At 37.6% G+C, this 13,252-nt stretch carries 13 protein-coding genes; 12 read left to right on the forward strand and 1 reads right to left on the reverse strand.

Features of this window, described 5'->3' with window-relative positions:
- Positions 1-180 precede the first annotated feature (180 nt).
- The 6 genes from HRT55_RS01015 (at position 181) to HRT55_RS01040 (ending at position 8,304) form a co-directional block, all read left to right on the forward strand.
- Complete coding sequence (locus HRT55_RS01015; RefSeq protein ID WP_291618171.1) at positions 181-2,499, forward strand: ABC transporter permease subunit; 2,319 nt, start codon at positions 181-183, stop codon at positions 2,497-2,499.
- Between the two features lie 189 nt (positions 2,500-2,688).
- Entirely contained in the window at positions 2,689-4,326 is a 1,638-nt protein-coding gene (pstA, locus tag HRT55_RS01020; protein ID WP_291618173.1) for a phosphate ABC transporter permease PstA, read from the forward strand.
- Positions 4,327-4,447: 121 nt separating this feature from the next.
- The gene (pstB, locus tag HRT55_RS01025) at positions 4,448-5,287 is read left to right on the forward strand and encodes a phosphate ABC transporter ATP-binding protein PstB (protein ID WP_291618176.1); all 840 of its coding nucleotides are present in this window, start codon (positions 4,448-4,450) and stop codon (positions 5,285-5,287) included.
- Positions 5,288-5,379: 92 nt separating this feature from the next.
- Positions 5,380-6,081, forward strand: a complete 702-nt coding sequence (gene phoU, locus HRT55_RS01030) for a phosphate signaling complex protein PhoU (protein WP_291618178.1) — start codon at positions 5,380-5,382, stop codon at positions 6,079-6,081.
- Between the two features lie 236 nt (positions 6,082-6,317).
- Positions 6,318-6,998, forward strand: coding sequence for a TIGR00153 family protein (locus HRT55_RS01035; RefSeq protein ID WP_291614884.1), 681 nt, complete (start codon positions 6,318-6,320; stop codon positions 6,996-6,998).
- Between the two features lie 10 nt (positions 6,999-7,008).
- Positions 7,009-8,304 carry an inorganic phosphate transporter gene (locus HRT55_RS01040; RefSeq protein WP_291618180.1) on the forward strand — a complete coding sequence of 432 codons (1,296 nt, stop codon included), beginning with the start codon at positions 7,009-7,011 and terminating at the stop codon, positions 8,302-8,304.
- A 117-nt stretch (positions 8,305-8,421) separates the two neighbouring features.
- Here HRT55_RS01040 and HRT55_RS01045 read toward each other — a convergent pair whose 3' ends face one another.
- Positions 8,422-8,700 (reverse strand): peptidylprolyl isomerase, encoded by a 279-nt coding sequence (locus HRT55_RS01045; RefSeq protein ID WP_291618182.1) that lies wholly within the window; start codon positions 8,698-8,700, stop codon positions 8,422-8,424.
- 391 nt (positions 8,701-9,091) lie between these two features.
- On the opposite strand from HRT55_RS01045, the gene HRT55_RS01050 reads away from it, so the two are divergent.
- From HRT55_RS01050 to msrQ, 6 genes are all read left to right on the forward strand, one after another.
- The gene (locus tag HRT55_RS01050) at positions 9,092-9,643 is read left to right on the forward strand and encodes a DUF2058 domain-containing protein (RefSeq protein ID WP_291618183.1); all 552 of its coding nucleotides are present in this window, start codon (positions 9,092-9,094) and stop codon (positions 9,641-9,643) included.
- Positions 9,644-9,854: 211 nt separating this feature from the next.
- Entirely contained in the window at positions 9,855-10,223 is a 369-nt protein-coding gene (locus HRT55_RS01055) for a glutaredoxin (protein WP_291615200.1), read from the forward strand.
- A 371-nt stretch (positions 10,224-10,594) separates the two neighbouring features.
- Complete coding sequence (locus tag HRT55_RS01060; protein WP_291618185.1) at positions 10,595-10,990, forward strand: hypothetical protein; 396 nt, start codon at positions 10,595-10,597, stop codon at positions 10,988-10,990.
- Positions 10,991-11,000: 10 nt separating this feature from the next.
- Positions 11,001-11,201, forward strand: a complete 201-nt coding sequence (gene csrA / locus HRT55_RS01065) for a carbon storage regulator CsrA (protein ID WP_291618187.1) — start codon at positions 11,001-11,003, stop codon at positions 11,199-11,201.
- 267 nt (positions 11,202-11,468) lie between these two features.
- Positions 11,469-12,476 carry a protein-methionine-sulfoxide reductase catalytic subunit MsrP gene (gene msrP, locus HRT55_RS01070; protein WP_291618189.1) on the forward strand — a complete coding sequence of 336 codons (1,008 nt, stop codon included), beginning with the start codon at positions 11,469-11,471 and terminating at the stop codon, positions 12,474-12,476.
- Between the two features lie 12 nt (positions 12,477-12,488).
- On the forward strand, positions 12,489-13,118 hold the full coding sequence (gene msrQ, locus HRT55_RS01075) for a protein-methionine-sulfoxide reductase heme-binding subunit MsrQ (protein WP_291618191.1): 630 nt from the start codon (positions 12,489-12,491) through the stop codon (positions 13,116-13,118).
- Positions 13,119-13,252: the final 134 nt, after the last annotated feature.

Here is a 13,252-nt window from a genome sequence, read left to right on the forward strand (position 1 = left end):
GTTAAGAATGAATTTAATAAGCAGCACCTATTCGAGGTGCTGCTTTTTTTATTCCTGCTAGAAAATTAGCGTTGTAATATAACTGTCACATAACTGACTTATACTTTGCCCAGTAAATTTATCATCTTCTCTATATTAGATAAGCTAGTTGTTAGTTTATTGATAATAAGGTTAATTTAAGTGGCAGTTCTTATTAGTTCAACCCGAAGCCGTAGCATCAAAAATTCATTGGCAAAATGGCTAATAACCTTTGGTGGTATTAGTGTTTTGTTTACCCTAGTGTTGATTTTTTTATATTTGTTATACGTGGTCAAGCCTATTTTTGAGTCGGCTAAAATTGAATCGAAAGTTAATATCAGTCTTCAGTTAAAAGCTAATGAAAAAGTATTAGCGACAGGCGTAGATGAGTTACAAGAATTGGTTTATGAAATTACCGATACAGGTAATATTGATTTCTATCATTTAAAAGCCAGCGACCCGCTAGCAAAAAAACAGTTTGCTGTTGGTGAACATTCTTTTTCTGCGCATTTGTTTGCCGATGATGACTTTAAGCAAGAGCGTGTTGTCAGTATAGCTAACTCCTTTACCGCCAATAAATTACTCCATACAGCCAGTGGTAAAACATTATTAGTTCAGCCTAGTTTTTATGCTGAATATAGTAATGACATTCGTAAAATAATCCCGCAAGTAAACTACCCATTAGGCCAAGGTTCATTGGTTATTGATGAACAGCAAATACCGCTGTCGCAATTAGCCTTTGCCATGGATGAAGAACAAATTGTATTTGTTGCTTTTACCAAAGATAAGCGCTTAATAAAAACAAATTTTATTGCTGATGATGAATTTGGTTCTTCTAGTAATGGCGATGACGTTGAATATGAAACGAATTATCAACTCATTGATTATCCAGTTGATGTTGTTGACGAAATAAAGGTAACCCCAGATTTAAGTTTAGCTTTTGTTCGTAGTGGCTCAACAGTGCGTGTTTATTCGTTAACAGATGAGGAAGAGGTTAGCCTTAAAGCAACGATTACCCCGACACTAAACGATAATACTTATCTTACTGCCATGGCACTACTTTCGGGCAGCAGCTCCGTATTACTAGGTGACAGTAGTGGTCAGATCAGTCAATGGTTTGAAGTCGCAACAGATTCAGGTCGCCAATTTAAACAAATAAGAACTTTTGATGCTGATAATGAAAATACCAGCCAAACATCAAGCGCGATAACTGCTATTTATACTGAGCAGTTCCGCAAAAGCTTTTATACTATGACGACAAGTGGCATGGTCAATGTCTTTTATACCACTAGCTCGGCACACTTATGGCAAGGACAGTTAACCTCGAGCCAGCCTGCTGCCTTTGCCATAGCGCCGCGAGCAAATGGCCTAATAATTATTGGTAATGATCCACTCGATGCTAATAAAAGAAATTTACAAACTTTCAGTGTTCATAACGAGCACCCAGAAGTTACTTGGCAAGCGTTATGGCAAGAAGTTTGGTATGAAGGTTATCCTGAGCCTGATTATATTTGGCAATCTAGCTCTGGCTCTGATGATTTTGAAGCTAAATTTTCTTTAGTGCCTATTTCTTTTGGCACCATTAAAGCGGCTTTATACGCCATGCTATTTGCGGTACCGGTTGCCTTAAGCGCAGCAATATATACCGCTTATTTTATGACGCCAAGCTTACGTAAAAAAGTCAAACCGACTATCGAAATGATGGAAGCATTACCTACCGTTATCCTAGGTTTTCTGGCGGGTTTATGGTTAGCGCCGTTGATGGAAGAGTATTTACCGGCAATATTCCTACTGTTTATTTTATTACCTTTGGCGACAGTGTTAACAGCTTTTTCTTGGCATAAACTTCCCAATAAGATCAAAGATAAATTACCTGAAAGCCTGGCGCCAATTTTATTAATCCCAGTGATCATGTTGACAACCTATGTGGCCTTTGCTTTATCACCACAGCTAGAGGCTATTCTCTTTAATGGCGATATGCGTCAATTCCTTACTAACGACCTAGGTATTAATTTTGACCAAAGGAATGCTTTAGTGGTCGGTATTGCCATGGGCTTTGCTGTTATTCCTACCATATTCACTATGGCTGAAGATGCAATTTTTAGTGTACCAGGACATTTAACTAATGGCTCATTAGCGCTTGGTGCAACTCAATGGCAAACCTTAGTAGGGGTAGTGTTGTTAACCGCAAGTCCAGGTATCTTTTCCGCTGTTATGATGGGGCTTGGTCGCGCTGTTGGGGAAACTATGATTGTTTTGATGGCAACGGGTAATACGCCAATTTTAGATTGGAGTATTTTCCAAGGAATGAGAACTTTAGCAGCCAATATAGCCGTAGAAATGCCGGAGGCCGAAGTGGGCAGCTCCCATTACCGTATTTTGTTCTTAGCAGCGTTTGTACTCTTTATATTTACTTTTATATTCAATACCGCCGCAGAGTTTGTTCGCCAACGTTTACGAGAAAAGTACAGCTCAATGTAGTCGTTAGTATCGAATTTAGAATATACACAATAATTTTTATAGAGGTCAGTGACTATTCAACTTTAAGCTGTAGAGTTCAATTTAAAGGAAAATGTACGGAGTTGATAAGTATCAATGAGTACACTTGACACATAAGTTGGGCTTTACAGCAACAAGATGAAAAGTCACTCACCAATGATGAGTTACTTTATGAATAAATGGTTTAAATCAGGCGCCCCTTGGATCTGGTTATCTGCAGGTGGTGTAAGTATCAGTTTAATCTCAGTGTTGGGCTTATTATGGCTTATTGCCTCACGCGGCTTATCCTACTTTTGGCCGAGCGAGCTTTATCAATTTGATCTTCTGGATGAAAATGGTGTAAAGAGTGTTGTTATTGGCGAAATCTACGATAGAGAAGAAATACCTGTTGGTCAATTAGCGCATTTAAATTTAGACCTTGATCCAGAGCAAGAAGTGTTAGAGCGCTTATTGATCAAAACGGGTAACCGAGAGTTGGTTAGTTTAGATTTTCGCTGGTTGCTAAGTCATAACATTACCAATACACAGAAACCCAAAGATTTAGTCGTTGTTGAACGCCGTACCCATGGTAACTTTTACGGTTATATTGACAGTATGGTTGTTGATGGCAATGAAGTTGACTCAAACCAGTTAGATGAATTATTAACCAGGGTTGAAGGTTTTCAACAGCAAATTGATGAATTACAAAAATCAGATATTGGCGCAATAAACTATCAATTAGAACGTTTACGATTAAAAACACGTAAATATCAGTTACAAGATAAGTTAACGCCTGAGCGACAAGCAAAAATTGATAGTGAAGTAGTTAATTTAAATCAACGTTATGCCAAGCTAGAGCAAGAGTTGATGGGTTACCGAGAAGAAATATCCCGTGACCATATAGTGATGCGTGCTATGGATGGTCAACTTGTTACCATTAACTTTGAATACATTCTTAAGGTGACCTTTAATAATCAACTTAACCTTCTTGAAAAACTGAGTACTTTCTTTAGCCAGATTGGGGGATTCATCATTGAAGACCCGCGCGAAGCGAATACCGAAGGCGGGGTGTTTCCTGCTATATTTGGTACTGTGCTTATGGTGTTGTTGATGACAGTCATCGTTTCACCTTTGGGCGTTATCGCGGCGATATACCTACATGAATATGCGGGTAAAAATGCTTTTACTAAGCTGTTACGCATATCGGTTATTAACTTGGCCGGTGTGCCGTCTATCGTTTATGGCGTATTTGGTTTAGGCTTCTTTGTCTATATGGTGGGTGGTTCACTGGATCAATTGTTTTACTCAGAAAACCTACCTAGCCCAACTTTTGGTACACCAGGCGTATTATGGTCTTCACTAACACTGGCAATATTGACCTTACCTGTGGTAATAGTTTCCACCGAAGAAGGTTTGTCACGTATTCCATTGGAGATGCGTTACGGCTCATTGGCACTGGGCGCAACGAAGGCTGAAACCTTATGGCGTATTATTTTACCTATCGCCAGTCCTGCTATTATGACCGGAATTATTTTAGCTATTGCCCGAGCCGCAGGGGAAGTAGCACCGCTAATGTTGGTCGGCGTTGTGAAAATGGCGCCTAATTTGCCCTTAGATGGTAACTTTCCCTTCTTACATTTAGATCGCAAGTTCATGCATTTAGGTTTTCATATTTATGATGTTGGTTTCCAAAGCCCCAATGTAGAAGCGGCTCGACCGCTAGTATTTGCAACAGCGTTATTGTTGGTGACTATTATCGTTGCCTTGAATATGACCGCCGTTTCAATACGTAATAGATTACGTGAAAAATATAAGATGTTAGAGCACTAACTTTATCAAATAAATTTTATTAAATAAAAATTCACAATGCGTCATTTGAAATGAGTAATTTTAATGACTCATTGTTTTACTAAACAATGAACAATGAAAAGTAATTAGAGAAAAACCTATTATGATTTCTATTAGCCCAAAAGCATTAGCTACTGGCTCAGATCCAGCCTTTTCAAAAAAGTTGGACTTAAATAATTTAGCCCCTGAGCAAGTTGCCCTAGATATTAATAAATTAAATTTATTTTATGGTAAAAAGCAGGCGCTAAATAATATAACTATGTCGATTCCAAAAGGGCAGGTCACTGCGTTTATCGGCCCAAGTGGCTGTGGTAAGTCCACCTTGTTACGTTGTATTAACCGCATGAACGACTTAGTTGATGATTGTCATATCAGTGGAGAAATTAACTTACATGGCAATAACATCTATAACAAACATGTTGATGTTGCTGAGTTAAGACGCAAAGTAGGTATGGTATTCCAGCGTCCTAATCCGTTTCCTAAAACTATTTATGAAAATGTTGTCTATGGTTTACGCATTATGGGCGAAAATAATCGTAGAAGACTGGATGAGGCTGCGGAGCAATCATTACGCAGTGCCGCGCTTTGGAATGAAGTAAAAGACAGATTACATGAAAGCGCTTTAGGTCTTTCTGGCGGTCAGCAGCAGCGTTTAGTGATTGCCCGTGCTATTGCTATTCAGCCTGAGGTGCTACTACTTGATGAGCCGACTTCAGCACTTGACCCTATTTCGACCTTGGTCATTGAAGAATTAATCAATGATCTTAAAAAGCAATTTACTGTCGTTATTGTTACGCATAATATGCAGCAAGCTGCACGAGTGTCTGATCAAACGGCATTTATGTATATGGGTGATTTAATAGAGTACAGTGACACCAATACTTTATTTACCACGCCGCTGAAAAAGAAAACTGAAGATTATATTACCGGCCGTTATGGCTAAACCTCTGGTAGTAGCCTACTAGTGATTTATTCTAAACTCACTAGTAATCACTAGATAAAGTATGCAAGAACATACTCATAAAAGGACATCCAATGGATAATTTACAAATAGGTCGTCATATTTCTGGCCAATTCAATGAAGATTTAGAACGCGTTATTAATAATGTTATGCATATGGGCGGCTTGGTTGAGAAACAGTTAACTGATGCACTAGCTGCAGTGGACACTACTGATGTCACCTTGGCCAAGGAAGTCTTAAGCAATGATTATCAAGTGAATGCCTATGAGGTGAGTATTGATGATGAGTGCACTCGTATCATTGCTAAACGCCAACCTGCAGCTGGTGATTTACGTTTAATTATGGCGATCGTTAAAACTATTACAGATCTAGAGCGTATTGGTGATGAAGCTGAGAAAATAGCCCGAGTTGCCCTGGAAAATTTTTCTTCCTCGCAGCAAGATTTATTGGTGAATTTAGATAATTTAGGTCGACTAGTATTAGAGTTTTTACAAGCTAGTCTTGATGCTTTTACCCGTATGGATTGTGATGCAGCTATTAAAATCCATCAAATGGATGACAAAATTAACCGTGAATATGAAGCACTGATCCGTCAATTAATGACCTATATGATGGAAGACCCACGTTCAATTCCGCAAATTATGACGGTTATTTGGTCAGCTAGAGCGTTAGAGCGTATCGGTGATCGTTGTCAAAATATTTGTGAATACATTATTTACTTTGTTAAAGGCAAAGTTGTTCGCCATACGACAGCAGAAGACATGAAAAAACTCTAAACAATCATTAATAAATCACCAAGCAATTTAAATCAAGGTGAATAATTAAAAACTTTAAATTCAATAGATTAGCTAAGTACTATATCAGTGCTTAGCAAATAAAAATTTACACTGTCGTTGTTAGCTAAGAAAGGCAACCATTTAAGCTGATATTAGCATTTAACATTAGAAGTTAAATGGGTTACTATCCGCGGCGAATAGCAATGACGAGAGTTATACTTACTGGAAACATACTTATGGCCAGAAATACAATCTTAGGTGTATTTGCAAAATCACCAATAAAACCCTTAGAAAAACATATTCGAATAGTTGTAAAATGTAGTAAACAACTTATCCCCTTTTTTGATGCATGTGTTGCAAAAGACTGGAGTGAAGCGGCAAAAGTTCGTCGTAAACTGTCTAAGTTAGAGCAAGATGCAGATGCCTTAAAGCGTCAATTACGTTTAGAGTTACCAGGTGGTTTATTTATGCCAGTTGATAGGGCTGACTTACTTGAACTTCTTACCCAACAAGACAAAATAGCTAACAAAGCAAAGGATATCGCTGGTCGCGTATTAGGGCGTAAGCTTGAAGTACCTGAAAGTTTACAAGCTGAGTTTTCTGTTTACCTAGAGCGTTGTCTTGATGCTACCGAAAAAGCAGCAGAAGCCATTAACGAATTAGATGACTTATTAGAAACCGGCTTTCGTGGTCGTGAAGTTGTATTGGTTGAAAAAATGATCAACCAGTTAGACGCTATCGAAGATGATACTGATGGCTTGCAAATTACTTTGCGTAAAAATTTATTAGCGATTGAAAAGGATTTGAATCCAGTTGATGTAATGTTCTTATATCAAATTATTGATTGGGTTGGTGACTTAGCCGACCTTGCTGAACGTGTAGGTGCACGTTTAGAAATACTTCTTGCTAGAAAATAAGGCTTAACTGATGGAAATTATACTTAACTCAGGCGGCACATTTGTACTTATCGCCGCTGTTGTTGGCTTTTTTATGGCATGGGGCATCGGTGCCAACGATGTTGCCAATGCTATGGGAACCTCTGTTGGTTCTAAAGCTTTAACAATTAAACAAGCCATTATTATAGCAATGGTCTTTGAATTTGCTGGTGCTTACCTTGCCGGCGGTGAAGTAACATCAACCATACGTAAAGGTATCATTGATGCCAGTTACTTTATTGATACGCCAGAGCTACTTGTTTATGGCATGATTTCAGCTCTATTTGCTGCTGCTACCTGGTTACTTATTGCTTCAGCTCTTGGCTGGCCAGTATCTACTACTCATTCAATTGTTGGTGCTATTGTCGGTTTCGCTGCGGTAGGCGTAAGCACTGATGCTGTTGAGTGGGGTAAGGTACTTGGTATTGTTGGTAGTTGGGTAATCACGCCACTTATTTCAGGTATTATCGCTTTTATTATCTTTAACAGTGCACAAAAATTAATTTTTGATACGGATAAACCCTTGCAACAAGCTAAGCGCTGGGTTCCTGCGTATATGTTCTTGGCCGGTTTTGTATTATCACTGGTTACCATCAAAAAAGGTCTCAAGCACATAGGTTTAGAGAGTGTTGACCTTGGTATTGTCACACTTGAAATTAAAGGCGCGGGTGGTTATTACCTAGCAATTATTGTCGCGGTTATTGTAGCTATTATTGGTAAGGTATTTATCAGTCGTTTGAAGTTTGACGAAACGCTTGCCAAAGAAGCGCACTACGTCAATGTTGAAAAAGTATTTGCAGTATTAATGATAATTACCGCTTGTGCTATGGCTTTTGCTCACGGTTCAAATGATGTTGCGAACGCTATTGGCCCATTAGCTGCCGTTGTTAGTATTGTTGAAAATAATGGCGAAATTGCCGCTAAGTCAGCTATTGCTTGGTGGATATTACCACTAGGTGGTTTTGGTATTGTTGCCGGTCTAGCCTTATTTGGTCACAAAGTTATTGCTACTATCGGCCAAGGCATTACGCACTTAACGCCAAGCCGTGGTTTTGCTGCTGAATTAGCTGCTGCCAGTACTGTGGTTATTGCCTCGGGTGCAGGTTTACCTATCTCAACAACACAAACACTTGTTGGTGCTGTGTTAGGTGTAGGTATGGCACGTGGTATTGCGGCCATTAACTTAGGTGTGGTACGAAACATTGTTGTTTCTTGGGTTATCACCTTGCCTATAGGTGCTGGTCTATCAATTCTGTTCTTCTGGATTATGCAGGCAACTTTTAGCTAAGTCGTTACCTAACAGAGTATTACAGAAAATAGCATCAAAAAAGCCGCAATGAATTGCGGCTTTTTTATTGGCGTTATTTAAGCTTGGTCTTTTAACATACCTCACTTAACCCGCTATTTAGCTACGTTCAGTTACTTCTAATAAGTGGTAACCAAACTGCGTTTTTACTGGACCTTGTACGGTATTTAAAGGTGCTGAAAAAACAACTTTATCAAACTCAGGAACCATTTGGCCAGGAGCAAAGCTACCTAAATCACCACCTTGTGCATTAGAAGGGCAGTTTGAATGCTCTTTAGCTACTTCAGCAAAGTCTTTACCTGCTTCAATTTCAGCTTTTAATGCTAAACATTGTTCTTCTGTATCCACTAAAAGGTGGCGTGCACTTGCTTGAGACATACTACTTTCCTGTTACTTTAAGTTTGAAATTATATTTTTTAAATAATTATATTTTTTAAAAAATCATATAATTGATCGCATGTACAGTAACGTATCTTGCTGGCAAATGAAAGTAACAGAAATGAAACTGGCTGTTATCTGTTTGAACAACTTAGATAATTAGCGAATATTATACAGTCGTTTAAAATGAGTAGGTAAGCTATAAGTAACGGGCCTAAATATAGTTTGGCAGTTTAAAACATCAATATGGGAAATCTGATATTTAGTCAAAGCCTATTTGAAGCTATACGTTAGAGTCTTTGTTCGTCTTAATTAGCACTTAAGCTTAAATATGGGTAGAATAGCAAAAATTTTCGCCTCAAATATTGTCCAATGCAGTAAGGAATTCATTATGGCTTCTCTTCAAGAGCAGTTGCTTAAAGCCGGTTTAACCACTAAGCAAAAAACTCGTCAAGCAAACTCAGATAAACGTAAAAAAAACAAACAAAAGCGTAGCGGTGTTGAACATGGCGCTAGTTTGCAAGAGCAAGTAAAGCAAGACTTAGCACTATCAAAAGCCGATAAATTGGCTAAAGATAGCGCCCTTAATGAAGTTAAAAAACAAGAGCTTGCCAGTAAAGAGCAAAAATTACGTATCAAACAAATTCTTGAGCATCACCAATTAACAGGTGTTAGTGGAGATAGTGACTATAACTACACTTTCAATAATAAAGTTAAAAAATTAGCGCTTAATACCATCACCCATAAAGCACTGGTTAATGGTCGTTTGGCACTATGTGGCTTAAATGAAACTACTTATCTTGTTACCAGTGAAACGGCGGCTAAAATAGCCGACCTCGACACTACTATTGTGTTAGTGCAAAACGATAAGGTCGAGACTGAAGAAAGCGATGAAAATGATCCCTACGCTGATTATCAAATACCTGATGATTTAATGTGGTAGTTGATTATTTCGCTAAGTGTTTTGTGTGATTGAACTTAGCGAGATAAATAGCAGGAAAATATTAACCTGCTATTTATGTTAGAATGACCTTCAAATTTGGTGTGTTGAACACCTAAAGTACTAATACCTATATTAATAGTTAACCTAAACAAAGTGTTAATTAAGACTATAGAAATTATTTTATTTATAAGAGTTACTAAATATTATGTTGATGAAAGCTATCCGTTGGCCAATAGGGCAATTAATTTTAATACTAAACTTTATTTTTTCACCGCGTTCGCCAAAGCGTGCCATAGACGAGCAAGCTAAAATTGATGATAAGACGCAAAGCTTAAGCTTGTATCAACTACCCTCTTGTCCTTTTTGTGTAAAAGTACGCCGTACCATGAAACGAGAAGGTTTAAAGATAGAGCTACGTAACATCAGTGGTAAAAATGATTTTAGTGAAGAGCTTACTCGTGAAGGCGGTAAACGCAAAGTACCCTGTTTACGTATTGAAAAATCCGATGGTCAAGTGCAATGGTTATATGAGTCAAGTGATGTGGTTGCACATTTACAGACCTTAACTAAAGCTGCCTAATTAAATTTAAGCGGCCTAAGTTAAATTAAATTGTATATTAAGAAAGTGTGCCACTGTTGGCGCACTTTTTTGTTTTTTAAGCGGTAAAGCAGCCGTTGTAAATGGCAATATAAATATATCCTCCTAAACTAGCTTTATAATATCAATTTTTATTTTAGAAGCTTTAGACATTGTCCACATTGGCACATTTTTTGGCGTGTGTTGCAAAGCAGTCCTTAATAAAACCCTTTAAAATCTCTTTATGCTGAAGTTCGGCACATTAATTAAAATGTGAGGGGATTTTATCAAGGCAACTATGCAGAAAAATACTCAGAGTATTGCTTTCTCAGCAAGCTTATATTTAAATTACCAGTTAGGAATAATAAGTAGTAATGAATAAGGCATTATTAAGTCTAGTATTAGTTGTATCATTAGCTTTATCTGCTTGTTCAACAAAACCATCTCATATTGGCACTGTAGTGGTCACAAATTCAGGCGATGAATACAGCTTAAGTGAAAAGACTACAGAGTCAGTTCATGTTGTTGGTGCATATTATGAATATCAATTTGTACGTAACAGTGAATCAGGCTTCAAAGGTTGTACAAAATTAATGAATAATGCAGCAAAGACTTATGCAAAAGGTTTAGCTAAGTCTGTTACTCCTATTACTTGGCAAACAATGCAGGCTGATGGCTACATTGACCATGGCAGAGACTTAATAACCGCCATTATGTATGTTAACTGTCAATACACATTCACAATTATATCAACAGATTATAAATATTAAGGAACAAATAATGCTAATTTTAACGAGAAGAGTCGGCGAAACATTAATGATCAATGACAATATTACCGTAACGGTATTAGGTGTTAAAGGTAGTCAAGTGCGCATAGGTATTAATGCACCTAGTGATGTTTCCGTACATCGTGAAGAGATTTATCAACGCATTCAAGCTGAGAAAGCGAGTAATGAAAGTGAGAACAGCCCAATTACTTAGCAGTGCACCCGTCAGTTTATCAAGGATGTGTAAAGCAGAGCAGTTAAATTCCTGATTGAGTAGACTAGTAATATTTATCGAAATCTCAGAATAACGATAATGCCAATTGCTATTAATGAGCCAGCTTATTGCTGGCTTTTTTATGTCGAATTGAGCAAGAGGGCTTTTATTAGCATAATCGCTGCAATCTTTATCTTTATTCTTTGAAATTTAATTAAGCTAATACCTTTCTTATTACTAGTTGTAAAATTTAATAAGGTATTAGCTGTGTTGATAAAAACACCGAAAAGTTCAGATTTAAAAGAGAGTGAAGTCACCCCAGAAAATGTTTATTTAAATAGACGTGACTTATTAAAAGGTTTAGGTTTTTTAGGTGCGGGTGCTTTACTGGCTAATTCTGCCAGTGCCAACGCTATAGATTGGTTTTCAAAAGAAGAAAAAGTTAAATTTAAAACAACGCCGTTAAAGTACCAAGCGGATGCAAACAGCAATAATTTAATCCTTACCCCTGAAAATAAAGTCACTACCCACAACAATTTTTATGAGTTTGGCGCGCAAAAACAGCAGCCAGCAGAATTATCACAAAGCTTTAAGGTCAATCCTTGGCAACTAACTATTTCGGGTGAATGTGATAATCCCATCACTTTAGATTACGATGACCTAACCACCATGTTTGCCCTAGAAGAACGTATTTATCGTTTACGTTGTGTAGAAGCATGGTCAATGAATATCCCTTGGATTGGTTTCTCTTTAGCTGACTTATTAAAGAAAGTTGTGCCAAACTCGTCGGCCAAATATGTGTTTTTTGAGACTCTGCATGATCCGATACAAATGCCTGGGCAAGCTAATAGGCGCTTAGGTGGAGGTATTGCTTACCCTTATGTTGAAGGACTGCGGATTGATGAAGCGATGAATCCATTGACGTTATTGAGTGTCGGTTTATATGGTAAAACTTTACCACCACAAAATGGTGCGCCTATTCGTTTAGTGGTGCCATGGAAGTACGGCTTTAAAAGCATTAAGTCAATCGTGTCTATTAAGCTAGTAAGTGAGCAACCACAAACCACTTGGCATAAGCTGGCAGCTAATGAATATGGTTTTTACGCCAATGTTAACCCCAAGCATGATCATCCTAGGTGGAGTCAATCCAGTGAAAGGCATATAACTTCCGGTGGTTTATTTGCTCGTAACCGTATTAAAACTTTGCCTTTTAATGGTTATGGCGAGCAGGTGGCTCATTTGTATAAAGGTATGGATTTAAGGAAATATTATTAGGTCCTCTTCCATATGAATAAAAAAATATCCACAGCGAAAAAAGTATTGATGTTGAAAGTCGTTATTCATCTGGTGGCTTTTTTACCTTTATTTAATTTATACTATCTTGCCTTTAATGACTTGCTCGGTGCTGATCCAGTTGAACGAGTGATTCACTTTACTGGCATTGGTGCCTTTAACTTGTTGTTGGTGACTCTTACTATTTCACCCATTGCCAAAAAATTTAAACAGGGATATTTACTGCAAGTAAGGCGCTTACTCGGCTTATATGCTTTTAGTTATGCCTTTATGCATGTATTAAATTTTTTAGCCTTTGATTTACAGTTTGCCTGGTGGTTATTTTTTAACGAAATTGTTAAACGCCCCTATATTACTATTGGTATGCTGGCTTTTGTTTTAGTCGCGGCACTTGCGATTACGTCTTTAAACAGCCTCAAACGAAAGATGGGTAAGTCATGGCAAAACCTACATAACTTTAGTTATCTTATTGTTGTATTAGTGGCGACACACTTTTATTGGTCCGTTAAGTCTGAGCTTATTTCACCACTATTTTATTTTCTGTTAACTATGGTTTTGCTGGGCTTTCGCTATAAAAAAATCAAAGCATTGCTTGGCTCACTATTTAGTAAAAAATTAAACTAATGCCACTTTATTAAATAGTGGTTTAAAACTTAAACTTAGCTTATGTTATTAAACGTAATTTTATGACTGTTTATCGCCATAACCTTGTTGTTTTGCCAAAATAAATTTATGGTATCGGGCACTGTATGTCTCAA

It is taken from the genome of Colwellia sp. (genome assembly GCF_013214175.1).
Lineage (GTDB): Bacteria > Pseudomonadota > Gammaproteobacteria > Enterobacterales > Alteromonadaceae > Colwellia.

Bases quoted from the DNA above. Each gene is read 5' to 3' on its own strand.
- pstA (WP_291618173.1), top strand. From the start codon at position 2,689: ATGAATAAATGGTTTAAATCAGGCGCCCCTTGGATCTGGTTATCTGCA.
- pstB (WP_291618176.1), top strand. From the start codon at position 4,448: ATGATTTCTATTAGCCCAAAAGCATTAGCTACTGGCTCAGATCCAGCC.
- phoU (WP_291618178.1), top strand. From the start codon at position 5,380: ATGGATAATTTACAAATAGGTCGTCATATTTCTGGCCAATTCAATGAA.
- HRT55_RS01035 (WP_291614884.1), top strand. From the start codon at position 6,318: ATGGCCAGAAATACAATCTTAGGTGTATTTGCAAAATCACCAATAAAA.
- HRT55_RS01040 (WP_291618180.1), top strand. From the start codon at position 7,009: ATGGAAATTATACTTAACTCAGGCGGCACATTTGTACTTATCGCCGCT.
- HRT55_RS01045 (WP_291618182.1), bottom strand. From the start codon at position 8,700: ATGTCTCAAGCAAGTGCACGCCACCTTTTAGTGGATACAGAAGAACAA.
- HRT55_RS01050 (WP_291618183.1), top strand. From the start codon at position 9,092: ATGGCTTCTCTTCAAGAGCAGTTGCTTAAAGCCGGTTTAACCACTAAG.
- HRT55_RS01055 (WP_291615200.1), top strand. From the start codon at position 9,855: ATGAAAGCTATCCGTTGGCCAATAGGGCAATTAATTTTAATACTAAAC.
- HRT55_RS01060 (WP_291618185.1), top strand. From the start codon at position 10,595: ATGAATAAGGCATTATTAAGTCTAGTATTAGTTGTATCATTAGCTTTA.
- csrA (WP_291618187.1), top strand. From the start codon at position 11,001: ATGCTAATTTTAACGAGAAGAGTCGGCGAAACATTAATGATCAATGAC.
- msrQ (WP_291618191.1), top strand. From the start codon at position 12,489: ATGAATAAAAAAATATCCACAGCGAAAAAAGTATTGATGTTGAAAGTC.